This is a genomic window from Paenibacillus sp. MAHUQ-63, from assembly GCF_028765165.1.
GTDB lineage: Bacteria > Bacillota > Bacilli > Paenibacillales > NBRC-103111 > Paenibacillus_E.
This window is the reverse complement of sequence record NZ_JARADB010000003.1, coordinates 64,684-89,683: the sequence shown is the minus strand read 5'-3', so window position 1 is coordinate 89,683 and position 25,000 is coordinate 64,684. Positions and strand designations below refer to the sequence as shown.

The 25,000-nt window shown below is 51.9% G+C and carries 25 protein-coding genes; 23 read left to right on the top strand and 2 right to left on the bottom strand.

Annotated features, from left to right (window positions below):
• The first annotated feature begins 241 nt into the window (after positions 1-241).
• From PUT07_RS16760 to holA, 3 genes are all read left to right on the top strand, one after another.
• Positions 242-790, top strand: a complete 549-nt coding sequence (locus PUT07_RS16760; protein ID WP_274469435.1) for an RNA polymerase sigma factor — start codon at positions 242-244, stop codon at positions 788-790.
• Positions 787-2,031 carry an anti-sigma factor gene (locus PUT07_RS16755; protein WP_274469434.1) on the top strand — a complete coding sequence of 415 codons (1,245 nt, stop codon included), beginning with the start codon at positions 787-789 and terminating at the stop codon, positions 2,029-2,031. Before PUT07_RS16760 ends, PUT07_RS16755 begins: the two co-directional genes overlap by 4 nt.
• 216 nt (positions 2,032-2,247) lie before the next feature.
• Entirely contained in the window at positions 2,248-3,267 is a 1,020-nt protein-coding gene (gene holA, locus PUT07_RS16750) for a DNA polymerase III subunit delta (RefSeq protein WP_274469433.1), read from the top strand.
• 64 nt (positions 3,268-3,331) lie between these two features.
• Here the strand turns inward: holA and rpsT are convergent, their stop codons facing one another.
• Positions 3,332-3,583 (bottom strand): 30S ribosomal protein S20, encoded by a 252-nt coding sequence (gene rpsT, locus PUT07_RS16745; protein WP_274469432.1) that lies wholly within the window; start codon positions 3,581-3,583, stop codon positions 3,332-3,334.
• Positions 3,584-3,779: 196 nt separating this feature from the next.
• Between rpsT and gpr the strand changes: the two genes are divergently transcribed.
• From gpr to PUT07_RS16645, 20 genes are all read left to right on the top strand, one after another.
• The gene (gpr, locus tag PUT07_RS16740) at positions 3,780-4,778 is read left to right on the top strand and encodes a GPR endopeptidase (RefSeq protein WP_274469431.1); all 999 of its coding nucleotides are present in this window, start codon (positions 3,780-3,782) and stop codon (positions 4,776-4,778) included.
• A 123-nt stretch (positions 4,779-4,901) separates the two neighbouring features.
• A complete protein-coding gene (locus tag PUT07_RS16735) occupies positions 4,902-5,375 on the top strand; it encodes a nucleotide-binding protein (protein ID WP_274469430.1) in 474 nt (157 codons plus the stop codon).
• Positions 5,372-6,349, top strand: coding sequence for a TIR domain-containing protein (locus PUT07_RS16730; RefSeq protein WP_274469429.1), 978 nt, complete (start codon positions 5,372-5,374; stop codon positions 6,347-6,349). Before PUT07_RS16735 ends, PUT07_RS16730 begins: the two co-directional genes overlap by 4 nt.
• Positions 6,321-6,488, top strand: a complete 168-nt coding sequence (locus PUT07_RS16725; protein ID WP_274469428.1) for a hypothetical protein — start codon at positions 6,321-6,323, stop codon at positions 6,486-6,488. The genes PUT07_RS16730 and PUT07_RS16725 overlap by 29 nt, the downstream gene beginning before the upstream one ends.
• Positions 6,489-6,736: 248 nt before the next feature.
• Complete coding sequence (gene spoIIP, locus PUT07_RS16720) at positions 6,737-7,966, top strand: stage II sporulation protein P (RefSeq protein ID WP_274469427.1); 1,230 nt, start codon at positions 6,737-6,739, stop codon at positions 7,964-7,966.
• Positions 7,967-7,993: 27 nt separating this feature from the next.
• Complete coding sequence (locus PUT07_RS16715) at positions 7,994-8,407, top strand: DUF3679 domain-containing protein (RefSeq protein WP_274469425.1); 414 nt, start codon at positions 7,994-7,996, stop codon at positions 8,405-8,407.
• Between the two features lie 77 nt (positions 8,408-8,484).
• Positions 8,485-10,299 carry a translation elongation factor 4 gene (gene lepA / locus PUT07_RS16710; RefSeq protein WP_274469424.1) on the top strand — a complete coding sequence of 605 codons (1,815 nt, stop codon included), beginning with the start codon at positions 8,485-8,487 and terminating at the stop codon, positions 10,297-10,299.
• A gap of 86 nt (positions 10,300-10,385) precedes the next feature.
• Entirely contained in the window at positions 10,386-11,555 is a 1,170-nt protein-coding gene (gene hemW, locus PUT07_RS16705) for a radical SAM family heme chaperone HemW (protein WP_274469423.1), read from the top strand.
• A gap of 148 nt (positions 11,556-11,703) precedes the next feature.
• The gene (locus tag PUT07_RS16700) at positions 11,704-12,183 is read left to right on the top strand and encodes an N-acetyltransferase (protein ID WP_379239857.1); all 480 of its coding nucleotides are present in this window, start codon (positions 11,704-11,706) and stop codon (positions 12,181-12,183) included.
• 112 nt (positions 12,184-12,295) lie between these two features.
• Positions 12,296-13,324, top strand: coding sequence for a heat-inducible transcriptional repressor HrcA (hrcA, locus tag PUT07_RS16695; protein WP_274469421.1), 1,029 nt, complete (start codon positions 12,296-12,298; stop codon positions 13,322-13,324).
• Complete coding sequence (locus tag PUT07_RS16690) at positions 13,321-14,862, top strand: TCP-1/cpn60 chaperonin family protein (protein ID WP_274470856.1); 1,542 nt, start codon at positions 13,321-13,323, stop codon at positions 14,860-14,862. Before hrcA ends, PUT07_RS16690 begins: the two co-directional genes overlap by 4 nt.
• 61 nt (positions 14,863-14,923) lie before the next feature.
• Positions 14,924-15,499 carry a nucleotide exchange factor GrpE gene (grpE, locus tag PUT07_RS16685; RefSeq protein WP_274469420.1) on the top strand — a complete coding sequence of 192 codons (576 nt, stop codon included), beginning with the start codon at positions 14,924-14,926 and terminating at the stop codon, positions 15,497-15,499.
• A 79-nt stretch (positions 15,500-15,578) separates the two neighbouring features.
• A complete protein-coding gene (gene dnaK / locus PUT07_RS16680) occupies positions 15,579-17,423 on the top strand; it encodes a molecular chaperone DnaK (protein ID WP_274469419.1) in 1,845 nt (614 codons plus the stop codon).
• Between the two features lie 114 nt (positions 17,424-17,537).
• Complete coding sequence (gene dnaJ, locus PUT07_RS16675) at positions 17,538-18,650, top strand: molecular chaperone DnaJ (RefSeq protein ID WP_274469418.1); 1,113 nt, start codon at positions 17,538-17,540, stop codon at positions 18,648-18,650.
• Positions 18,651-18,849: 199 nt separating this feature from the next.
• On the top strand, positions 18,850-20,613 hold the full coding sequence (locus tag PUT07_RS16670; protein ID WP_274469417.1) for an alkaline phosphatase: 1,764 nt from the start codon (positions 18,850-18,852) through the stop codon (positions 20,611-20,613).
• A gap of 85 nt (positions 20,614-20,698) precedes the next feature.
• Complete coding sequence (locus PUT07_RS16665; RefSeq protein WP_274469416.1) at positions 20,699-21,376, top strand: ABC transporter ATP-binding protein; 678 nt, start codon at positions 20,699-20,701, stop codon at positions 21,374-21,376.
• Complete coding sequence (locus tag PUT07_RS16660; RefSeq protein WP_274469415.1) at positions 21,373-22,587, top strand: ABC transporter permease; 1,215 nt, start codon at positions 21,373-21,375, stop codon at positions 22,585-22,587. The genes PUT07_RS16665 and PUT07_RS16660 overlap by 4 nt, the downstream gene beginning before the upstream one ends.
• Before the next feature lie 17 nt (positions 22,588-22,604).
• Positions 22,605-23,402, top strand: coding sequence for a hypothetical protein (locus PUT07_RS16655; protein WP_274469414.1), 798 nt, complete (start codon positions 22,605-22,607; stop codon positions 23,400-23,402).
• Between the two features lie 79 nt (positions 23,403-23,481).
• Complete coding sequence (locus PUT07_RS16650) at positions 23,482-23,631, top strand: YfhD family protein (RefSeq protein WP_274469413.1); 150 nt, start codon at positions 23,482-23,484, stop codon at positions 23,629-23,631.
• 2 nt (positions 23,632-23,633) lie between these two features.
• Positions 23,634-23,909: a hypothetical protein gene (locus PUT07_RS16645; RefSeq protein WP_274469412.1), complete on the top strand. Its 276-nt coding sequence runs from the start codon at positions 23,634-23,636 to the stop codon at positions 23,907-23,909.
• Between the two features lie 64 nt (positions 23,910-23,973).
• Here the strand turns inward: PUT07_RS16645 and PUT07_RS16640 are convergent, their stop codons facing one another.
• The gene (locus PUT07_RS16640; RefSeq protein WP_274469411.1) at positions 23,974-24,780 is read right to left on the bottom strand and encodes a glycerophosphodiester phosphodiesterase; all 807 of its coding nucleotides are present in this window, start codon (positions 24,778-24,780) and stop codon (positions 23,974-23,976) included.
• Between the last annotated feature and the right edge of the window lie 220 nt (positions 24,781-25,000).

Below are 25,000 nucleotides of genomic sequence, written 5' to 3'. Positions count from 1 at the left end.
ACTTTCCGTACGGCCAAAATGGCTTAAAATGGAGTTGATTTGACCGAACCGGGAAAGGGGTTGGACGGATCCTTTGATGAGAAGTAAAACTAATCCGAGTTTTATGCGTCTAACAGGTGTATTAACGAAGCAAAATTTGTTATTCTGGTAGTTGCGAACTGACTTTTTATTTTATTCTAAAAGAGTTGCAACATTATGAGACGTTCTTGCGTCTGTAAGATTGCAAGAGGGAGGGATCCCAGTGGTAGCACCCGAACTGGTTAAAAGAGCTCAAGCCGGTGACCGTGATGCACTCATTACCCTATTGCGAGAAATTGAGTCTCACGTCTACCGAACCGCTTATTATATTTTGAATAATGAACAGGATGCTCTTGATGCGTCACAGGAAGCGCTTCTGCGCATTTATACCAAAATTAATTCATACGAAGAAAAAGCTCAGTTCAAGACGTGGGTACAGCGGATTGTAACGAACATCTGCATCGATAAATTTCGCAAGGCGAAACCTACGGTTTCTATTGATGAGCATGATATGACGTTTACTGCAGAGCACAATGTTGAATATGAAATTATGTCTGGCTATCTGGCCAAAGACATTCGAGAGGCAATCGATAAGCTTCCCGAGCACCATCGATCTGTTGTTGTTCTCCGTTATTTGCAGGACTTTTCGTATCATGAAATTGCCGAATCATTGAATTTACCGCTTAATACGGTGAAGTCTTACTTATTTCGAGCCAGACAGCAGTTGCAATCGCTGCTCCAAGAATATCAGAAAGGAGGTGTTCGGGGATGATTTGTCAAGAGGTGATGGAACTCATGCAAAGACAGCTGGATGGAGACCTGAATTCGCAAGAAGAAGATGAGCTACACGCTCATTTGGAGTACTGTTTAGACTGTGCTGAAATGTTCGAACGATTACAACGATTATCCGATGATTTGACGCAACTACCGAAGGTTGTTCCTCCATACAGTTTGGTCGATGCAATCCTGCCGCAGCTAGCAGAAATAGATCGTGGTGCCGCGGCGTCCATTACCGACAAGGCAGCTGTCGTTACACCGGATGTGAGACAGAATGAACGAGGACAGACTACCAAACTCCCTTGGACACGCCGATTTGGCTCGCAGTTCTCCTGGAAATTCGCCGGCGGCGTCGTGGCCGCAGGTCTCATTCTTGGCTTCTTCGTATTCAATATGAAGCAGCCTGTACTGGATAATGCAGATAGCGTGCTGCCGATGTCGCGTCAAGCGGAAGAACGCAGCGCAGCTTCTTCCGAACTGAGAAGCAATCTTCCAGACGGAAGTAATATGAAGAAAGCCGAAACTCCGAATGCCGGCGCCGCAGCAACCGAAGCTCCCGCAGCAGATGCAAGCGCAGGCGGAGCAAGTGGAACGGATAAGCAGGAGACGCACAATTCCGATTCGGGAAGCTCAGGTCCGCAAGCTACAACAGATGCGAATCTGGAGAAGCCGGACGCGATCAAGATGTCCAAATCGGATGATGCCAAGGATGCCTCACAAGTCGATCCGTCCACAACAGCGCCTGAACGTATGAAGGACGCTCCTGCGGATAAAGTGGCTAAGAATACGGAAACGGCGCCGACGAGCCCGGCTTCCGGTCAGGGTGCGCCGAACAAGAACATGGTCGCGTCAACTCCATCGTCAACGCCATCGCCGTCGTTAACGCCGCAGCCCACTCCCGCAGCCGGGACGCCTGAACGAAATCAAGTCGCGAAGAAAGGCGCCGATGCGGATCAGCGCGGCGGAGTTTTCTCCTTGACGGTCCCTACTCACGAGAACATGCTCAAATCTGCCTCCGGCACTTTGAGTGCGGCCGTGGAGGATCAGCATGTTGTCATTCGCAACAGCACAACAGGCGAGCTTGTATTCGCCTCTAAGAAGGCCTGGCAGCCGGAAGACCAGATTACGTTACTGGAATGGTCCAAGGACGATAAACTATTCTATCAGGTCCAAAGCGGCGGTTCGCTGCATATGATGCGCATCGATGTGAACCTCAAAACAGAAGAAACTCCGTAAATTTGTGTCAAGAACGCACCAACAAGGCGGCTTCTGCGTATGTTATAGAGACGGAAGCGTAGTGTATGCTTTGGGGGTTCGTCCACATGGCTTAAGGTTTCTAGAGCCTTTCGCCGGTGTTTAAATAGACAAACAGAGGGATTGCTTCAAGGTCTTCGGGCTTTGACGTAATCCCTTTGTTGTTGGTAAAATGATAGCGAGGAGTGGACGCCAGCTATGGATGCGAAGAGAGCACTGAAAGATATACAAGCAGGGCGCCAGGCACCCGTCTATTTGTGCTACGGTCCCGAGAAATATAAGATGAGAGAATTTATCCAAGTGCTGACGGATTCCCTCATCGATCCGGAGCTGAGAGAATTTGCGGTAAGCAAATTCGATTTAAGCGAGACACCGCTCTCCGCGGTGCTGGAGGATGCGGAGACGCTGCCCTTCATGGTGCCGAGGAAGCTCGTGATCGCCAAGAATGCGTTGTTCTTTACAGGAGCGAAGGAAAGCACGAAGATCGAGCATCATCTCGACCGGCTAACGGATTATTTGAAGTCTCCCGCCGATCATACCGTTGTTGTTTTTACGGTCGACGCCGATAAATTGGATGAGCGGAAGAAAATCGTCAAAGCGCTCAAAGAAATGGAAGCGGCCGTGCCTTTCCTGTCGCTTAGCGCGGAGGAGCTGCAGCATTGGGTCGCGGCCCAAGCGCGGCAGCGGGGCTTCTCTTTCACGCAGGAAGCGTCCGACTTGCTGATTCTGTATACAAGCGGCAATTTGCAAGCTCTATCGGCCGAGATCGAGAAGATCTCGTTATTCGTTGGAGCAGGCAGCGAAGCAACGGCTGACGTGATTGATAAGCTCGTAGCGCGCAGTGCGGAGCAGAACGTGTTCATTCTGATCGAAGACATCGTGAATGTGAGGCTGGAGCGGGCTTTCGTCATTCTCGAGGAGCTGCTGAAGCAGCGGGAAGAGCCTATCAAGATCGCAGCGCTCATTGCGCGGCAGTTCCGCATCATGCTGCAGGTCAAAGAGCTGAGCAAGCAGGGATACTCCCAACAGCAGATGGCTTCGCAGATCGGATTGCATCCGTTCGCGGTGAAGGTGGCCGAAGGACAAGCCCGAAGGTACAATACGGAGAAGCTGAGCGACATTATGTCCCAGCTCGCCGATCTTGACTTTCAGATGAAGACCGGCAGAATCGACAAAGTATTAGGATTAGAAATGTTCCTTCTTAGGCTGGCTGCCTAAGAAGGGAATAGTAAAAAGTCCAGCACTCCGAGGAGAACTGGACTTTTGCTTTTATGTCCTTGTATTACGCTTGGGCCGTAAGAGCGTTCAGCTTTTTAGCCAGACGGGACTTCTTGCGGTTAGCGGCATTTTTATGGATTAAACCTTTAGAAGCTGCTTTGTCAAGTTTCTTGGAAGCAGTAACAAGAGCTTCAGGGGTAAGAGCTGTTTCGAAAGCTTTCACAGCAGTACGCAGAGCGGACTTTTGGGAAGCGTTACGAAGACGGCGCTTTTCGCTAACTTTTACTCGTTTAATAGCGGATTTAATGTTTGGCATGAAATTCACCTCCTACTTACAAAACACGGTTCAACGTTACATTTGTATGTTTGCTGACAACTTTAAGTATTCTACCATGCAACAATTGAAATTGCAAGACCTGTCAATAGGTTTTCAGTGGTCATCACTTTTGCATAAGGGAATTCGAATCGTCGCACAATAAGAGATGCAATGTACCTGAGAAAGGGGAACTTCTATGGACTTAGGCTCTTTTAATACACATACGGATCTTGCGCTGGATGCGCGGGATATGGCTACAGCTGCCAATCAAGGGCAACCGATACCGGGGATTGAACAGGAATCGGTACGCGAGAACGGTATACGCGTCACCAAGATCAATGTAAAGAACGAAGAAGGCTCCAGAGCCCTAGGGAAGCTTCTCGGTCACTATATAACGATAGAAGTTCCCGCACTTCGAGAGAAAGATTCGCAATTGCAAGATCGGGTGGCGACGAAGCTGGCACAGGAGTTCGAGCAATTTCTACAAGAGATCGGGATTCCTAAGAATGCCAAGGCACTGATTATCGGACTCGGCAATTCCAATGTGACCCCGGATGCGCTCGGCCCGCTTGTCGTCGACAATGTGATGGTGACACGGCACTTCTTCGAACTGATGCCTAATGATGTCAGTCCGGGCTACCGGCCGGTCAGTGCGGTAGCACCGGGAGTGCTGGGAACGACGGGCATTGAGAGCAGCGATATCGTACTGGGGATCGTGGAGAAATCCAAGCCTGATTTCATCATTGCCATCGACGCGCTTGCCTCCAGATCGCTCGACCGCGTGAATACGACCATTCAAATTGCCGATACGGGCATTCATCCGGGGTCGGGCATCGGCAATAAGCGTAAAGGATTGACGAAAGAGAATTTAGGCGTGCCTGTAGTCGCCATTGGGGTTCCTACGGTCGTTTATGCTTCCACGATCGTGAATAACGCCTTCGATTTGATGCATAAGCATTTCAGCGAGCAAACGAGCAATACAGGTCAAATTCTGGGCCTATTGGACAATATTCACGAGGATGAACGCTTGCAACTGGTCAAAGAAGTGCTGAATCCTGTTGGGCACGATCTGCTAGTTACGCCCAAAGAAATCGACCAGTTCATTGAAGATATCGCCAACATCATTGCCAGCGGGCTCAACGCCGCCCTGCATGAGGCGGTAAGTGTCGAGAATGTAGCAGCCTATACGCATTAATATTTGAACGAGAACTGGGACCGCGGACTGCAGTGGGAACAGTTCTTTCTTTGTGTGCGGCAGGAAAAAGATGGGAAGTGTCGAAGTAACTGACCATCACCATTTGATGAGGAAGTGGTTTCTATGAGCAGCACACCGCTGGCTAAGCTTTTCATAGGGTCCTCTGCCGAGAGTATCGACGTAGCAGAGGCTTTGCAGTCTAACCTTCATTTTTCCTGTGACGTAACGGTTTGGAGTCAATTATTGTTCCCTCCTTCGCAAACGACGTTAGCTCCACTGATCAAGCAGGCTCAATCCAGCGATTTCGCTATTTTCGTCTTCCGTGGAGACGATCTGACTCTATTAAGAGATTCGGTCGTCAGTACGGTGCGGGATAATGTCATTCTGGAGCTTGGCTTATTCATTGGGCAGATCGGCTTGGAGAGAACGTATTTTCTGATTCCGGAGAAAGAAAGCCTACATATCGCTTCGGACTTGCTTGGCTTGACACCGCTTACGTACAAGCCGGATCATCCTTCCGGCCTCATGGCGGGACTGGGACCTGCTGTTTATACGGTGAAGCGGATGGTGAAGGAGTTAGGACTGAGAGCCCGATGAAACCGAAAATATTCATCGGCTGCTCGGCAGCCAGTCAGCTATGGGGCGAATTCTATCAATCTCAGCTAGCTTCTATTTCCGATGCGACGGTGTTGAACCAAGGTGTTCTGGCAGCGTCCCAGCATAAATTGAAAATGCTCAAAAGGCATTTGGAAGATTCCGATTTCGCTCTTCTGATCATGACGTCGGAGGACAGCGGGCATTCCGGGACATACGAAAATCTTTTGGTGCTGCTTGGGCTCTGCATCGGGGAGCTGGGGCACAGCCGAACATTCCTGATCCTGTCCAAGGATCTTGAATTGCCCGAATTTCTCGAAGGCTATAGTCCGCTCAGAATCGATGACAAGCAGTCGGACCGGGACGTTGCGGAGCTCGCAGGGCCGCATCTATACCCGCTCAAGAGCAGCATCTCCGCTCACAAGAAGCGGCATAAGCCATCCGATATGAAAAAAAATGAGGCGATCCGCAGCTTTCTCTTCGATGCGTTGGACTCGCTCAGCGTTTCCAGTGTGGATTACGACCGGGTTTTGGATAAATTCCATAAGACATTTGATACCAATTGTGGTATAATTGAGCTTCAAGAAGTGACGGCAGCCACACTGTTCGAGCTTCTTGACGACGGCGTGACACTGCGGCAGTTTGGCCGCGCGGGTCAAGTCAGCCATAATCACAGCTTTAACGTCAGCGATCCTGCGAGTTATTTGGCCGAATGCTATCGCAGCAAGGATACGAACATCATTCTCGGACGCGCCAGAGACAAGGATGACGGCGAGTTCGAATATATTTATTGCGTGAAGCTGCATCCGACGATCGTTTCCTCCATACATTTCAAAACAAGGGCGGATATTCCGCCGCGTCATCATCATCAAGTGATGATGGAGTTGTCGGAACGCAATGCGAAGCTTGTGTCTTCACTCAAATCCATTGTGAAAGGAAGGATTCTATATGCTGAAGCACATGAAGAAAGCTCGTAACCGGCTAACCGCCAAGACGGCAAAGAAGGCAAGCGATAAGAGCTTGCTTAAATTATATACCGGTCCTACCGTTCTCAAAGAAACAAGCGGGGTCACGATTGTGGCCAAAGGCACCTTCGATTTCGAATCGCTTGCTTGATCATAGGAGCTGCATGTAACCAGGAAACGTAAGAACCCCGCAAGGGGTTCTTTTTTTTGCGCTTTTCCGGGGAGGGACGCCGTCAGCGGCAAGTAAGCCTATGGCCGTTCTCCCGTCGGCTCAGAAGCGGATGTGGACAGGACAGGGTGCCCATCAAACTCCTCTATCAAAAAAAACTATCGTTCCGGGTTCTATCGACGGGGCTCAATTCATAGATTGAATTAAGATAGTTTAGGAGGAATCAGACTATGAAATGGACATCCGCCACACTCAATCTCAGCCAAGTTCGAAAAACGTTTCAGAGCGCCAGTTCCGTCGGAAAAACGTTTTTTATTCTCAGCACAGCGACCCTAGCCATTTTCGTTCTTATCGGTGTAGGCGGTTACTTGCAAAATAAAGTGATTACGACCTCGCCGGTTTCTTCCATGAAGAGCTTGGCCGCCTCCGTCACGAACCAGTTTTTTATCGATATGATCGGCATGGAAGTGCCACATCTGAATAAAGACCAGAAGAAATTCACTTTCTCCCAGCATAACGTCTTTCACTTCGCCTTTCAGTTTCTGACAGACATTAACCCAAGCGACCCCAAGAGTCTGGTAGCGAGCGAGGTGCCGGGGATGGATACGAACAAAACGACGGTCCTCGTAAAAGGCAGCGCATCGAATCCGAGCGAGCCCGTCGATTACAATCCGGGGACGACGGATCTGCAAGCAGAGGCGAAGAATCCGCTCCCTGCGCCATCGCCCGAACCTGCGCCAACAGCTTCAACGAATCCGATCGTCAGTCCTGTGGGACAGCCGCCAAAGACAGCAGGCGACAACATCGCTTTCATCTATCAAACGCATAGCAATGAATCCTTCCTGCCGGAGCTTAAAGGGGTGACCAACCCGGACAAAGCTTACAGCGACAAAGTCAATATCATCTCCGTCGGCCAACGGTTAGCGCAAAATCTGGAGAAAGACGGCATCGGCGCCGTACATTCCACAACCGTATATCCGAGCACGGTGAAAAATTTCGAATATCCGTACTCCTACAAATATTCTTTGAAGACGCTGCAGGAAGCTGCCGTCCAGCATCCGGACTTGCAGTATTATTTCGATATCCACCGCGATTCGGCGGCCCGCAACAAGACGACCGCGACGATCGACGGCGTCGACTATGCGCAAGTGTATTTCATTATCGGGGGGAAAAACCCGAACTGGAAGAAGAATGAGGAATTCGCCAACAAAATTCATCAAGTGCTGGAAGCGAAGCATCCCGGTATTTCCAAGGGGATTCACGCGAAGGAAGCGAGCGAAGGCAACGGCTTATACAATCAGAACTTTTCGCCCAACAATATATTGATCGAAGTCGGCGGTCCTTACAACACCTTGGAAGAGTGCTACCGCACGACGGACTGGCTGGCGGAAGCGATCTCGGAAGTCATCCTGAACGCGAAGAAAGTAGATGCTCCGGCGGCAAGCCCGAAGCAATCATAAACGATAACCCGAGGGAGGGTCTTTTCCATGAAGCTGAGGCAGTTTTATATTAAAGTAGGCTTATTCGGATTGCTGCTGCTGTTCTGCATTTTGTTCGGAGTCAGCCTGGCCTCCAGCGGAATGGAACGGATCCAGGGCGCTGAACCGGCCTCCAAAGCTCCGCAGGAATCGGTGAAGCCGGCCGGCAAAACGACAACGTCTGCTGCCGGCGCCGCGGCGCCTGCCAGAACGGCCTCATCGCAACCGGGCAAAGAAGAGGCGGCTGCGAAATCCAAGGCGACGCCGAAGCCGGATGCGGCCAAAACGGCGGAGCCCGTTGCCGATCACGACGATTCCTTGAATCATGTCGGCAACAAGCTCGGCGACCTGCTGCAAATCGCTTCCCATCACGGCATCAAGCTGTTTGTGTCGCTATTTGACGCGGTATTAGGGAAAGGTTAGGACTCGTACATTGCTGCAACTCTCCACAACTGCTATAATGAAAATTATTTGCATGTTGTGGGGGTTAATACGTTAGCATGACTGACATTCGCGAAAGACAATCAAGAATTCGAAACTTTTCAATTATCGCTCATATTGATCACGGCAAATCGACTTTGGCCGACCGCATTTTGGAATATACGGGAGCGCTGTCGTCCCGGGAAATGCAGGACCAGGTCCTCGACCAAATGGATCTGGAGCGGGAACGCGGGATTACGATCAAGCTGCAGGCGGTAAGACTGAACTACCGTGCAGACGACGGCGTTGATTATATCCTCAATTTGATCGATACGCCTGGGCACGTCGACTTCACCTATGAGGTATCCCGAAGCCTTGCCGCTTGCGAAGGAGCGCTGCTCGTTGTGGATGCGGCTCAAGGCATCGAAGCGCAAACGCTCGCTAACGTGTACTTGGCATTGGACAACAATCTGGAAATATTACCTGTCATTAATAAAATCGATTTGCCAAGCGCCGATCCGGACAAGGTGAAGCAGGAGATCGAGGACGTCATCGGACTTGACGCCAGCGAGGCTGTATTAGCTTCGGCTAAGGCCGGTATCGGGATCAAAGAGATTATTGAGCAAGTGTGTCAAAAAGTGCCGGCTCCGCAGGGCAACCCGGACAATCCGCTTAAAGCGCTCATTTTCGATTCCCATTACGATGCGTACAAAGGCGTTATCGTGTATGTCCGGGTCGTTGATGGCTCGATCAAAGCAGGCTCCAAAATCAAAATGATGGCAACGAACAAGACGTTCGAAGTTATCGAAGTAGGAGCATTCAAACCGAGAATGTCTTCCGTTCCATCGCTTGAAGTCGGAGATGTAGGCTTTATCGTGGCCGGCATCAAAAATGTCGGAGATACGCGGGTCGGGGACACGGTAACCGAAGCGGACCGCCAAGCGCCTGAGCCGCTGCCGGGCTACCGCCGGATTAACCCGATGGTGTTCTGCGGACTGTATCCGATCGAAACGACGGATTATAACGATCTGCGCGAAGCTTTGCAGAAGCTGGAGCTCAACGACGCTTCGCTTCGTTTCGAACCTGAGACCTCGACGGCTTTGGGCTTCGGTTTCCGCTGCGGCTTCTTGGGATTGCTGCATATGGAGATTATACAGGAGCGTATCGAACGTGAGTTTAACATTCCGCTCATTACAACGGCGCCAAGCGTTATTTATAGAATTACCTTAACGAATGGCGATGTGATGGATATCGATAACCCGTCCAATTACCCGGATCCGCAGCGTATTGATTTTGTGGAAGAACCTTACGTGAAAGCTTCCGTCATTGTACCGAATGATTTCGTAGGCACTATCATGGATCTGTGCCAAGGTAAGCGCGGCGAGTACTTGAACATGGAGTATTTGGATTCCAACCGTGTTACATTGACGTACGACATTCCGTTGTCCGAAATCGTCTACGATTTCTTCGACATGCTGAAGTCAAGAACGAAGGGGTATGCTTCCTTCGATTACGAGCTGTCCGGGTATAAGCGTTCCAATCTCGTGAAGATGGATATCCTGCTGAATTCCGAACAAGTCGATGCCCTATCCTTCATCGTTCACCGTGATTCCGCGTACAACCGCGGCAAAATCATTTGCGATAAGCTGAAGGATCTGATTCCTCGCCAAATGTTCGAGGTGCCGATTCAAGCGGCGATCGGGCAGAAGATCGTAGCCCGCGAAACCGTTAAAGCGATGCGCAAGAACGTACTCGCCAAGTGTTACGGCGGCGACATTTCCCGGAAACGGAAATTGCTCGACAAGCAAAAAGAAGGTAAAAAGCGCATGAAGCAGGTCGGCAGTGTAGAGGTGCCGCAAGAAGCGTTCATGGCTGTACTGAAAATAGACGAATAGGCTCACACGAATAAGAAGCCGGGGAGGCAGAGAATTCTGTCCCTTGGCTTTTTATCCATTGATAGGTCAGAAAGGAATAAACCCATATGGTAGTGACTCATACAGCTCAAACCAATCATGGCGCTGCGACCGCGGTGTACATTCATATCCCGTTTTGCACGAACAAATGCCATTATTGCGATTTTAATTCCTATGTGCTGAAGGGCCAGCCCGTCATGGAATATTTGGACGCGCTGGAGCGGGAGATGGAATTGACGGTAGGCCAATATCCGCCTGCCAAGGTGGAGACGATATTCGTCGGCGGAGGAACGCCGACCGTACTGCTCCCGGACCAAATGGAGCGGTTTCTGCGCATGGTTCGAACGTATTTCCCGGCGGATCCGAATGAGGTTGAATTCTCAATGGAGGCCAATCCGGGAACGACGGACGAGGATAAACTGGCAGTGATGAAAGAAGGCGGCGTCAACCGGATATCGTTCGGCGTGCAGTCCTTCAACAATGAACTCTTGGCCGCGATCGGACGTATTCATAATACGGACGATGTGCACCGGAGCATTGAGAATGCGAAGAAGCTGGGCTTCGATAATTTGTCGATTGACTTGATGTTCGGACTTCCGAAGCAAACCGTCGAAATCATGCAGGCGACATTGGATGAAGCGTTGTCCCTTGATTTGCAGCATTATTCGATATATAGCTTGAAAGTAGAAGAGAATACGCTGTTCCATACGCTCTATAACAAAAATCAGCTGCCGCTGCCCAGCGAAGACGAAGAAGTGGACATGTACGAGCTGATTATGAAGCGGTTAGAAGACGCGGGATATAAGCAGTACGAAATCAGCAATTTCGCCAAACCGGGACGGGAGAGCAGGCACAATACGATGTATTGGCGCAACCGGTACTACTACGGGCTTGGTGCCGGAGCTCACGGTTATATGAACGGACAGCGTCATGTGAATATCAAAGGCATTCAGCCGTATATCGACGCGACCCATGCGGGTCTGCCGGTCATGGAGCAATTCGAGGTCACGCGGCAGGAAGCGATGGAAGACTTCATGATGGTCGGCCTGCGCCTGTTGGAAGGGGTGCGCAGCGCGGATTTCGCCGCTCAGTTCGGTACGTCGATCGAATCGCAATTCGGTGAGACGCTGCAAGGGTGGCTGCATAAGAAGCTGCTCGAGCAAACGCCGGAAGGCTATCGTTTATCGAAGCAGGGCATCTTGTTGGGCAACGAAGTGTTTGCTTCATTCCTATCATAAATTAACGGAAGAAGCTGCAAAAAAATCCCTTGTGCAAATATACGCTTTGTTGTATATTTATTCATGAATCCACAAGCGTTTCAGCGGTAAGCCCGCAAGAGCGCTAGCGTGGGTTTTATGCATTTTGTTGCGATTGGTGGGATGTCGGATGACCTTGAATTCATCAACTACAGTTCTCGTAAGAAAAGCTTCAATCGACGATATCGAGAAGCTTTATGATATTATACAAGGCTACGCGAAGCAGGGGATTATGCTGCCGCGTACGAAGGAGATGCTTCAGGAGCAGATCGACACCTTCGTTGTCGCCGAGCACGATGGCACGCTCATTGGCTGCGGTTCGCTGACGCGGCTGGGTCCGGACCTTGTCGAGATTCGCTCGCTGGGGATGACGCCTGGTTACAAAGGGCAGGGGATCGGCGGTAAGCTGGTTGATTTCCTGGTAGAGGAAGCGAGAAGCCAAGGCATTGTGAAGGTCATGGCGCTGACCTATGAGGTCGCTTTCTTCCAGAAAAATGGATTTTCCCTCGTGCCGAAAGAGATTTTCCCGGAGAAGGTTTGGAAAGATTGCATGCATTGCAAAAAGCAGTATTGCTGCGATGAAATCGCCGTACTTAAACGATTGGATTGACTTGACAACAGACCTTAGGGTCTGTTATTTTTGTATTAGGATTTAGCACTCACTAAATACGAGTGCTAACGAAAGTGATCTAACACCATGTTGTGAAGAGGAGGGGTATTTGATGTTGACAGAACGCCAGCGCATGATTTTGAGTGCGATCATCGATGATTATGTTCGTTCTGCTGAACCGATTGGTTCAAGAAGTATTTCGAAGCGGGGAAATGTCGGGTTTAGTCCGGCCACGATCCGTAATGAAATGTCCGATCTCGAAGAGATGGGTTACTTGGAACAGCCCCATACGTCCGCAGGCCGTATTCCCTCGCACAAAGGTTATCGCTACTATGTCGATCACTTGCTGCAGCATGGAACTCTGCATGAGAATGATTTGAATTCGTTGAAAGGCGCATTCGCCGAACGCATTCAAGAGATGGAAGGGGTTATTCAGCATGTGGCTGGCATGCTCTCCTCTCTTACGAATTATACGTCCATCGTGCTTGGGCCTGAAGTGTTCAGCACGACGCTGAAGCATTTGCAGATCATTCCGCTGACGGATACGACGGCGGTTGCGATCATTGTTTTGAATACCGGCCATGTGGAGAACAGAACGGTCACGATTCCTGAAGGCATCCGAATGTCTGAGATCGAGAAGGTCGTGAACATTTTGAACGCCAAGCTGAAGAACGTACCGCTGATCCAGTTCAAATCAAGGTTATATAACGAAGTTTCCAGCGAGCTTAGCAAGTATGTGAATGGCTACCAGGAGCTTCTCGCCGTCGTAGAGAGCGTGATTAACAGCGACGACAAGGACCGGGTATTTCTTAGCGGTATGACCAATATGCTGATGCAGCCTGAGTTTAAAGATGTTGAAAAGGTGAAGAGCATTTTTGATCTATTGGAAGAAGCGCCGACATTAATCAAATTGTTTACACCTTCTAATGAAGGCATCGAGATCAAAATCGGTGCTGAAAATAGTATTGAAGCCATTAATAATTGTTCATTAATAACAGCGTCTTACGCGATTGGCGGACAGCCGCTCGGCACGATCGGAATTCTGGGGCCGACGCGGATGGAATATGCCCGGGTTATTTCTTTGATGCATCATTTATCCAAGCAAATGGAAGACGTCATGGGACGTTGGTATGGCAAATGAGTGGAATCAAAACGGTACAGGGAGAGGGCGAAGAACGCTACTCAACCTTAGTGAATAATGCCGCGGCCGTCCGGGCGATCTGCTCGGCGGTCGAGGGGACACTAGGTCCCAAAGGCTTGGACACGATGCTAGTTGGCGGGCAGGGTGAAGTGATCATCACGAACGATGGCGTGACCATCCTAGAGAAGATGGATGTTTCGCACCCTGCGGCGCGCTTGATGATTCAAGTTGCGCGCAGCCAGCAGCGGCAGATCGGCGACGGTACGACAACGGCTACCGTGCTGGCCGGGGCGCTCGTTCAAGAAGGCGTCGCCCAGGTTACGCGCGGCGTCCCTGTCGCGAAAGTCGTCAGCGGGATGCTGCAAGGCATCGAGCTGGCGACCGCCAGCCTGCAGCGCCGCAGCAGACCGCTCGCCGGATTAAACGACGGCGCGCTGCAGCGCATCGCCATCACGGCGGGCCGGGAGCAGGCGGATATCGCGCGGCTCATCGTGCAGGCGGCCGAAGCGGTCGGCGAGGCGAAGCTTCGCGAAGAAGGCTACCGCTTCGCCGACAGCGTGATCGCCCACGAAGAGGCGATCAGCGAGGTATGGACCGGCATTCTGCTGAACCAGAAGCCGATGAACCTGCATCTCGAGCAGGAGCGCCGAGATACCCGGATCCTCGTGCTGCACGATGCTCTCGAGCCTGAGGCGGTCAGCGAGGAATCGCTGGTGACCGAAGCGGGCTTCGGCCGGCATATGCAGCTCAGGGATCAGTTCCGCAGCTCGCTGGAGCGGCTGCTGGAGCTAGGGGTCGGCCTCATTGCCGCCGACCGCGGGGTAGATCCCGAGGCGGAGCAATTCTGCTCCGACCATGGGATTATCGTGCTGCAGCGGCTGTCCCGCCGGGACATGCAGCACTTGAGCGAGCACACCGGCGCCCGGCCGGTGCGGCGCACGGCGCTGCGCAAGAGCGCCGCCGAGCTGAGCGCGGCTTTAGGCCGCGCAGGCTATGCCGCATACGACGAGCGGCTGGGACGCGTGCGCGTGGCCGGCGGCCACGGCGAGCAGCACGTGACCGTGATCGTCGGCGCGGCAACGCGGGAAGCGGCGCATGAGCGCTCGCGCATCGCGAAGGACGCCGCTTCGGCCGTGCAAGCCGCCGTACGCGGCGGGTACTTGCCGGGAGGCGGCGCCGCGGAAATGGCGGTGGCCCATGATCTCGAGCGCGTTCGCGAGACGATCAAGGGCATGGAAGGCTTCGGCGTTGCCGCTGTTGCGGGTGCGCTGCGCAAGCCGCTGGCGCAAATTGTCGTTAACGCCGGCTACAATCCGCTTGAGAAGGTGGAGGAGCTGAAAGCGGCTCAGATCGCGCTGGAAACCGACAGCCTCGGCATCGATTGCGATACCGGTCAAGTGGCGGATTTTGTGGAAGCGGGCATCGTAGACCCCGCTGATGTGAAAATACACGCACTCCAGGCTGCAGGCGAAGTTGCTGCCGCCGTGCTGCGCATTCATACGGTTATTAAGATGAAGCAGCCTTTTGAAGAGGGCTAAAGCTGGGCAAACTGTCGATAGACGAACTTTTGGTGTATTATGTTTAGGAGGTGAAGGACAATTGAGTACTGAAAACAAAACAGAAGAGCAAAACGTGAACACTACATACGCAGCCGACAACGAGCAAGCCGCTGAGAATCAAGAAGATGCGGTTGCCCGCGAACAGGGCGCTGAGGCTTCTGTGGAGCCAAGCGAACTTGATAAGGTGCGTATGCAAGCCGAAGAAAACTATCAGCGTTTATTACGCGTTCAAGCGGACTTCGACAACTTCCGCCGCCGCGCCAGAGCGGAGAAGGAAGATTTCGCCAAATATGCTTCACTTAAATTGATCGAGCAGCTTCTGCCGATCATTGACAACTTCGATCGCGCGCTGGCTTCCAGCAAAGAGACGAAAGATTTCGACGCATTGGCCAAAGGTCTTGAGATGACGTATCGCGGGATGGACCAACTGCTGACGGCAGAAGGTCTGAAGCCAATTGAAGCAGTAGGTCAGCCGTTCAACCCTGAATTCCACCAAGCGGTGATGCAGGTTGAATCCGACGAGCACGAGGAAGGCGTCGTGGTTGAGGAGCTGCAGAAGGGCTATATTCTGAAAGATAAAGTCATTCGGCCGGCTATGGTGAAAGTCAGCGTATAAGAAGCGAACAGATCTTATCATTTTACCAAATCGCAAATTAACCATATGTTCCTGAGGAGCAAAAGGAGGAAGCTTTAACATGAGTAAAGTTATCGGTATTGACTTAGGTACTACGAATTCTTGCGTTGCTGTAATGGAGGGCGGAGAAGCTGTCGTTATCCCGAATCCGGAAGGTAACCGTACGACTCCATCCGTGGTCGGCTTCAAGAAAGACGGCGAGCGTGTCGTTGGGGAAACGGCCAAACGCCAAGCGATCACGAACCCGGACAAAACAGTTATTTCCATTAAACGTTACATGGGTACAAACCACAAAGAAGTGATCGACGGCAAAGAGTACACGCCGCAAGAGATTTCCGCAATCATCCTGCAAAAGCTGAAAGCTGACGCAGAAGCGTACCTGGGCCAAAAAGTAACCCAAGCGGTTATCACGGTTCCTGCGTACTTCAACGATTCCCAGCGTCAAGCAACGAAAGATGCGGGCAAAATCGCCGGTCTGGAAGTTCTTCGTATCGTCAACGAGCCGACTGCAGCAGCGCTTGCTTACGGCTTGGAGAAGTCCGAAGACCAAACGATTCTTGTATACGACCTTGGCGGCGGTACGTTTGACGTATCCATCCTTGAGCTTGGCGACGGCTTCTTCGAAGTAAAAGCGACAAGCGGTGATAACAAGCTGGGCGGAGACGACTTCGACCAAGTGATCATCGATCACCTCGTAGCTGAATTCAAGAAAGAGCAAGGCATCGACCTTAGCAAAGATAAAGCAGCGGTACAACGTTTGAAAGATGCTGCTGAGAAAGCGAAAAAAGAGCTTTCCGGCGTTCTGACAACGACGGTCTCCCTGCCGTTCATCACGGTAGCTGACGGCGTGCCTCAGCATTTGGAGCTTAACCTGACTCGCGCGAAATTCGAAGAGATTTCCGCTCACCTGGTAGAAAGAACGCTTGGACCAACTCGTCAAGCGCTGCAAGATTCCGGCCTTTCCACTAGCCAAATCGATAAAGTCGTTCTTGTCGGCGGATCCACACGGATTCCGGCGGTTGTTGAAGCGATCAAAAAATTGACAGGCAAAGAGCCTCACAAAGGCGTTAACCCGGATGAAGTCGTTGCGCTTGGCGCAGCTGTGCAAGCCGGTGTCTTGACAGGTGAAGTGAAAGACGTCGTTCTTCTTGACGTAACTCCGCTGTCCCTCGGTATCGAGACGGCAGGCGGCGTGTTCACGAAAATGATCGACCGCAACACAACGATCCCAACAACCAAATCCCAAGTGTTCTCCACTTATGCGGATAACCAAACGAGCGTAGAGATTCACGTGCTTCAAGGTGAGCGTTCCATGGCGTCCGGCAACAAAACATTGGGCCGCTTCATGCTTGGCGACATTCCACCGGCTCCGCGCGGCGTACCGCAAATCGAAGTATCCTTCGATATCGATGCCAACGGTATCGTGAACGTATCCGCATTGGATAAAGGAACGGGCAAAAGCCAAAAAATCACGATCACTTCCTCCAGCGGCTTAAGCGATGCGGAAGTTGAGCAAATGGTGAAAGACGCGGAAGCGCATGCTGAAGAAGATCGTCAGCGCAAAGAGCTTGTCGAGGCCCGCAACGAAGCGGATCAGCTCGTATACTCCGTTGACAAAACGATCAAAGATCTTGGCGACAAAGTCGACCAAGGTGAGATCGATAAAGCGAATGCAGCGAAAGAAAAAGTGACGGCCGCTCTGGCTGGCAACGAAATCGAAGCGATTAAAGCTGCGACTGCCGAGCTGACAGAAGTGATCCAACAGCTTTCCGTGAAGCTGTATGAGCAAGCTTCCGCAGCACAAGGTGCCGACGGTGCGGCTGGCGCAGGCGCTGGCGAAGCTCCGAAAGGCAGAGAAAATGTTGTTGACGCTGACTATGAAGTGGTTGACGAACAAAAAAAATAAACATATCCTAGAGTAATGCCGGATATGTAGGAACGAATGAGTCAAAGCCAAAGGGAGTTCTCCCGTGGCTTTGACTTTCCGTTCGTTGGTAGTCTTGAACATGGGAGTGGAATAATGAGTAAACGTGATTATTACGAGGTACTTGGGGTTGGCAAAGAGGCTTCGCAAGAAGAGATCAAGAAGGCTTACCGTAAAATGGCGCGCCAGTATCACCCTGACGTGAATAAAGCAGCGGATGCGGAAGATAAATTCAAAGAAGCAAAAGAAGCTTATGATGTGCTTAGCGATGATCAGAAGAAAGCCCAATACGACCGGTTTGGTCACGTTGATCCGAACCAGGGTATGGGTGGCCAAGACTTCAGCGGCGGCTTCGGCGATATTTTCGATATGTTCTTCGGCGGTGGCGGCGGCAACCGGCGCAATCCGAATGCGCCGCAGCGCGGGAACGATTTGCAATATACGATGCAGGTGGAGTTTAAGGAAGCGATCTTCGGCAAAGAAACCGATATTCATATTCCGCGTACCGAGAACTGCGACACTTGTAACGGATCAGGCGCCAAGCCGGGAACGAAGCCGGAAACGTGCGGCGGCTGCCATGGCAGCGGCCAGCAGGAAGTCGTGCAGAACACGGCGTTCGGCCGTATCGTGAACCGCCGCGTATGTACGCAGTGTAACGGAACGGGCAAAATCATTAAAGAGAAATGCGGAACGTGCCACGGCAACGGTAAAGTGAAGAAGCAGCGCACCATTCACATCAAGATTCCAGCAGGTGTGGATGACGGTGCACAACTTCGCGTATCCGGCGAAGGCGAAAGCGGTACGCGCGGCGGCCCTTCAGGGGATTTGTACGTCGTGATTCGCGTCAAATCGCATGAATTTTTCGAGCGTGAGGGCAATGACATTTACTGCGAAGTGCCGTTAACGTTCATGCAGGCTGCGCTCGGCGATGAGATCGAGATCCCGACACTGACGGAGAAAGTGAAGCTCAAAATTCCGGCAGGCACGCAAACCGACACGTATTTCCGCTTGAAAGGCAAAGGAGTGCCGCATCTGCGGGGCTTCGGCCAAGGCGATCAGCACGTCAAAGTCGTCGTCGTAACGCCGACGAACCTCAGCGAGGATCAGAAGGATCTGCTGCGCCAATTCGGCAAGCAAACCGGCGAGCATACGCATGAGCAAAATCAATCGATTTTCGAACGTATGAAAAGAGCCTTTTTAGGCGATTAAACCATAGCACCCCGTGCGAACTTTTGACAGAGAATGTTCTGTTTGAAATGTTTGCGCGGGGTGTTTTTTTATTGCGATGTTTACACTAAGCAAATAGTATATGAAATATTTTACATAGCGAATACGTTGGTATAACTTCCTCTTAATCTATCGGCCTTATGCTAGTTAAGGTGAAATACTATTATTGGAGGGAAACATCTTGAAAAAACGATTGAAACAAATCATGAGCTCCTCTTTAACTCTTTCCGTATTGGCGGTCAGCGTAGCAGGCGCAGCTTCGGCAGCGGAAACATCGGCACCTGCAACACCTGCTGTTCCTGCAACACCTGCAGCTCCTGCGGCTCCTGCTGCGGCGCAATCGAAGAATCTGATCGTGCTCATCGGTGACGGTATGGGTCCGGCCGAAGTGACGGCAGCAAGATACTACTCCAAAAAGTTTTTAAATAAAGACCGTTTAGAGCTGGATGGCGGATATTACGTCGGTAAAGCAACTACATACTCTCAGCCGGGCCCTTACACATCCGAATCCGGAGCCGTTACAGACTCGGCAGCGGCAGCGACAGCGTTCTCCACAGGCAATAAAACATACAATAATGCGATCAGCGTTTCGAACGGCGATGTGGCCAAGCCTTTCGGTTCGATCATCGAAGCGGCAATGAAGCAAGGTAAGGCGACAGGGCTTGTGTCGACGGATAATATCACAGGCGCTACGCCGGCGGTATGGGCGTCCCACGTTCGTCAACGCAGCAATCAGAATGCGATTGCTACGCAATACTTGAATAGCGGCGTGAACGTTATTTTCGGCGGCGGCAAAACGAATTTCGTAACCAAAGACGAGAAAGGCAAACGTACGGACAAAAACATTATCCCTGACTACGAGGCAAAAGGCTTCCAAACTGCGTTCGATAAAAAAGGCTTGGATGCAATCCCGGCCACAACGGACAAAGCGCTCGGTTTGTTCGCCATGAACGAGATCCCGTATGTGCTTGACCGCGATGCGAATACGCCAAGCTTGCCGCAAATGACGCAAAAGGCGCTGGACATTCTGTCCCAGGATAAAGACGGCTTCGTTCTGCTTGTTGAGCAAGGCCGCATCGACCATGCTGGCCATGCGAACGATTTGCCGGCGAACATTCAAGAATTGCTGGAATTGGATGCAACGTTCAAAACATTGGTCGACTTCGCGAAGAAAGACGGCAATACTTCGGTCGTTGTATCGGCTGACCACGAGACAGGCGGTTTATCCCTCGGGATCAACAACGTATACGAGTTGAACGTCGATCTGTTCAATAAGCAGAAGCATTCCTATGAATACCTGGACAGTCTCTTGAAAGCGGCGCAAACTGCGGAAGATGTTCGTAAAATTGTCGCCGACAATATCGGATTTACCGACTTGTCCGATGAAGAGGTTGCGCTCATTCTCAAAGGGGACGGTTCCTCTTACGGCCGCGCCGGCGGATACAATGCAGTCATCTCCAAAAGACTGGCTGTAGGCTGGACAGGGCATGGCCACACAGGTGTTGATGTTGGGGTCTGGGCATACGGTCCGATCGCTTCGCTGGTTAAAGGCGACATCGACAATACGGATATTGCGAAAAGCGGAGCGCAAGTGATCGGCGCCGATCTGGCAGCGGTAACCAAAGAACTGCAAGCTAAATATTTGTACCCGCTGTTCAAAGTCACTCGCGATAATCAAACCTTGTTTACAGCCAAATCGCTGGCTGAAGCGCTGGACATCACCGTTGCTTGGGATGAAGCCTCCAGAACGGTTACGTTGTCCAAGGGCAGCCAGAAGCTGTCCGTCCTCGTAGAAACCGGCGCAGTAACAGAGAACGGAGCTGCGAGCACCCTCGTAGGTAACGTAGACAACGGCAAACTGTACTTGCCGCTGGAAGCTTTCAACAAGCTGACTGGCACAGCGATGACTTGGGATTCCGTGAACGAGCGCATCATCAAAAATTAATGCATGCAAGCATAATGAAGGACAGGGGATCACGCTTCCCTTGTCCTCTTTATCTATCTGGGTGTACCGGATTCGGAGGATAGCGATGATTGAATTGAAACATATTTCGAAATCATTCAGGATGCACAACGGACAATTGCCCATCCTTAAAGTTGCCGATTGGGCGATCGCGCAAGGGGAGAGAGTGGCGCTGCTCGGACCGAGCGGAAGCGGGAAAAGTACGCTGCTGCACTTGCTGAGCGGCGTCATGGTACCGGATGAAGGTGAAATCTGGGTGAACGGAATGCCGCTGCACACGTACTCCCAAAGCGGCAGGGACAGATACCGCGCTGAACACGTAGGCTATATTTTCCAAGACTTTCATCTGATTTCCTCACTGACAGCCAGGCAGAACGTGGAGCTGGTCCTTCCTGCCGCTTGGAGCAAGAAACAATCCAAAGAGATTCTCGACGAATGGTTTGAAAGGGTCGGCTTGAAGGATCGCCAGCATCATATGCCTTATGAGCTGTCTCGGGGCCAGCAGCAGCGGACGGCAATCATTCGCGCGCTCGTCACGAAGCCGCAGCTGGTACTGGCAGATGAACCGACAGGCAGCCTGGACTGGGAAACAGCCGGCGATGTCATGGCGCTGCTGCTCGATATATGCAAGACGGAGCAGTTGACGCTGGTGACGGTTACCCACGATTTGCACCTGGCGGAAATGTATCCGAAGCAGGTTCAAATCGGCGATATTAACGAAGTAACAAGGAGAAGCGCCGTATGACAATGATCATCTTAGTATGGAGAAACATCCTTCATCGGAAAACCTTGTCGCTGCTCACTGTGTTCTCCGTCGGTATAACGGCTGCTTTGGTCGTCTTTCTGCTCTTATGCAGCGCTGGCTTGGAGCGGGGCGCCGAGAAGGGGTACGGTCCGTTTGAGGTGACGATCGGCGCCAAAGGCAGCCCTTCCCAACTTGCGCTTAACACGTACTACCATGTCGGGGCGCCGACGGGAAATGTGCCGTTCGCTCTGCTGGATGAGATTCGCCAGGAGGAATCCGTTGACAGCGCCTACGCGATGACAACAGGAGACAATTACAATGGCTACCCGATTGTCGGCATCGACGCGGGATATTTCGCCACCCGCTACGGCGCGGATACCAAGCTGGCGCAAGGCCGTATGTACGGGAAGTTAGGCGATGCCATCGTAGGCTCCCATATTGCTGATTCACTGGGGCTGCACGTTGGCGATAAGTTTCAAGGTGCACACGGCCTCGTGAAGGAGGCGGCGGAGGCCGAGGAGCATGAGGACGGCCAGGATGAAGATGAGCATCACAGCTTCTCTTATACCGTTGTAGGTATTTTGCCTCCGCTAATGACTTCGGACGACCGGGCTGTTTTCACGACGATGGATTATGCTTGGGCGGTTCATGAGAGCGAGTCTGCGGAGCAGAAAGAAATTACGTCCATCCTGGTCAAGCCCAAATCGCTGCTTGGGGCGCAAGCCATCAAAACGAAATATGGGCAGCTCAGCAACATACAGGCCATCTATACGAGCAAATCCGTTGCCGAAGTTGTGAATGTCGTCGATCAAGGCGCCCAGGCGCTAAGCGTCGTAACGGGCATCTGTATTATACTTGCCGCTAGCGCTATCCTGCTGTCGCTGGTTGCCGCCGTGAACGAGCGGAAGAAAGATGTCGCGCTGCTGCGGTTAATCGGCAAATCACGGACATTCATATGGTCTTCCCTGATCGGGGAGGGGCTTCTTCTCACTATCATCGGTCTTGCTTCAGGGATGGCGGTTGGACACATCGGCGGTCATCTGAGCCGCGAGGCGGTGTTTGAATGGACGGGATTGCAGCTGCAGGCTTGGCAGTTTCTGCCGGGCGAGTGGCTCCTTGTGCTGGGTACGCTGTGCATCGGCCTTGTGGCTTCCGCCGGCCCTGCGCTGCAGGCTTACCGCGTTGATCCGCTGCAATTATTCAAGTCATGAAGGTTGAGGTGTTCGTCATGAAGATCAATCGATATTCGCTTATTGCATATGCGTTAATAGGCATTTTGCTCGTAACCGGCTGTGGGCAAAAGAATGCGGCAACGGCCGGTCAATCGTTCGGCAGCGCTTCAGACACCGCGTCAGTTATAGGCGCTCCGGCAGTCCCCACGGCAGCCCCTGCGGCAACCCCCACGGCAACTCCTGCCGCAACCTCCGCTGCAAGCGCTGCGGCGCCATCGGCTGCGCCGGCTGTATCGCCGGAGCCGGCTCCGGTGACGGCGAGCCCGCCGGCAGCCCCTGTGCGCGAGTCGGCGTCAGCGGCTCCTCCGGCTTCCGGGCAGCCTAAGGCTGCGCCGAGCACCGCTCCCGCTGTGACCAGCGCAGCGACGCCTGCCGTTAAGGTGAAACCGGCTGCCAGTCCGGAGAGCTCGAAGCCGGCTTCTACGAAAGGCAACGAGATCAACTGGGACCAGTTTTTCGACGATGACAAGCAGGACCGGCCATCCGAACGCTTCTGGGATATGAGCGGTAAGACCGTGCAAATCAAAGGATTCATGGGCGAGGTGCTGTCCTTCGACAAACATTGGTTCCTGCTCATTCCGAAGCCCGGGGCGGAGTGCCCTTTCGATAACGGTGACGAAACCTACTGGAATAAAATTATGATCGTCTTCGTGCCGGATGATGTGAAGCTGCGCTACACGTCAGGCCCGCTGCTCATAACGGGCAAGCTTGATGTGGGCGTGAAGCTCGACGAGTCGGGATACAAGACGATGTTCAGACTGTATGATGCTTCTTTCGAGAAAATAAAGGAATAGCCATATTTGCATAAAACCCCCTCACTTAGGCAAACTATGAACTGCATTTTACAACGATAATGTGCAGGAGGTTTATGGTATGAGTGCCAAACGAAGCCAAGAGAATCAGGGCAAACTGCCCATTGCAAAGAATGAGGACGTCGAATTTTCAGCTGAGGTTGCCGACCGGGATGATTTCGAGGCTGCCGAGCGCGCCAACGCGGCGGATCACCGGCAGGAAGAGTGTTAATTATGGCGGAAAAAGCGATTCTGGCTTATTTTCATGCGCCTGAGCAAGCCGAAGGCGCGGCGGCCAAGCTGAGAGCCCTTCGCGCAGCCGAGGTGCAGGTTGACCGCTTTGACAACGATGTCGGACGCGGTTTTGAGTCGGCGATGGCGGACAGCATGCTAAGCGTAGACGGGGATATGAACGCAGTAGGTTTGGATATCATCTTGACGGCAGTCATTGACGACTCCATCTATGATCAAGCTTGCCGAGTCATTGAGAGCGCCGGCGGATCCATATAAACAAGGAAAAAGCATCTTTGTGCCCGCGGGGTCCCGCGAGGACAAAGGTGCTTTTCTTGTATGATTATATCGATTCGTTCATGAGACGAACAAGCTGTTCCGGAGCATCCGTAATAATGCTGGTGACCCCCAGCTGCAGCATGCGCTTCATGTCCGAAGTATCATTGACGGTCCATGCGAAGACTTCTTTATTATGAACCAGAGCTTTCCGCATAAATGGTTCGTTCACGATCGGATAGGCGGCAGAGATGACGTCATAATCCGGATTCTCCCAAAAAGCCGCTGTATCCGGGTTCTGACTTGTAATCAGCCCTGTCTTGATGCGCGGGTTCAGCTTCTTGACCGTGTGGAGCAGCGCGGCGTCAAAGGAAGTTACCGTGCACTGCTTCTCAAAGTCATGAGCCTTAATGATGTCGACCGTTTTCTCCGCAAGCCGTACACCATGCCCGTTGTTTTTCAATTCAATGTTCAGTTTAATCCGATCCTTGGCAAGCGATATGACCTCGTCCAGCGTGGGCACACGGTCATTTTTGAATTTGGGGCTGAACCAGCGTCCGGCGCTCTTGATTCTCAGCTCACTATAGGTGGCCTCCCACATGTTCTTATCGATTCCTGTCGTGCGGCGAACATTATCGTCATGCATCACCATCACGACGCCATCCGCTGTTTCTTGAACATCAAGCTCAGCGTAACCCGCTTTGTCCGCGATCGCTTGCCGAAAAGCGCTCAGCGTATTCTCCGGTGCTTTCACAGAACTGCCCCGGTGAGCGGTGACCTGACTGTAATTGCCGGCCAGCAGTGTGGTCGTTGCCAGCGGCGAGGTAAACTCAAGCCCTAGAATAACAAGTAAAATAAGCAGTGTTCTGACCATCGGGAAGGCTCCGTTCTAAGGTATGATGAGGGCGGGATCGGACTGCGTTCAACCGCTGCCACTTCTTCAAATGTACCATGAAATTATTAGAAAGTTGTTAGGAAAATAAAAGAAAATAAGACGTTTACAATTGGGCGATTTTACCCAAGAAGCGAAGTGTAGTACAATGTTCTTTATGAAGAAGCCCGGTCGGGCTTTTTTGGGTAATTTGCGATTATTG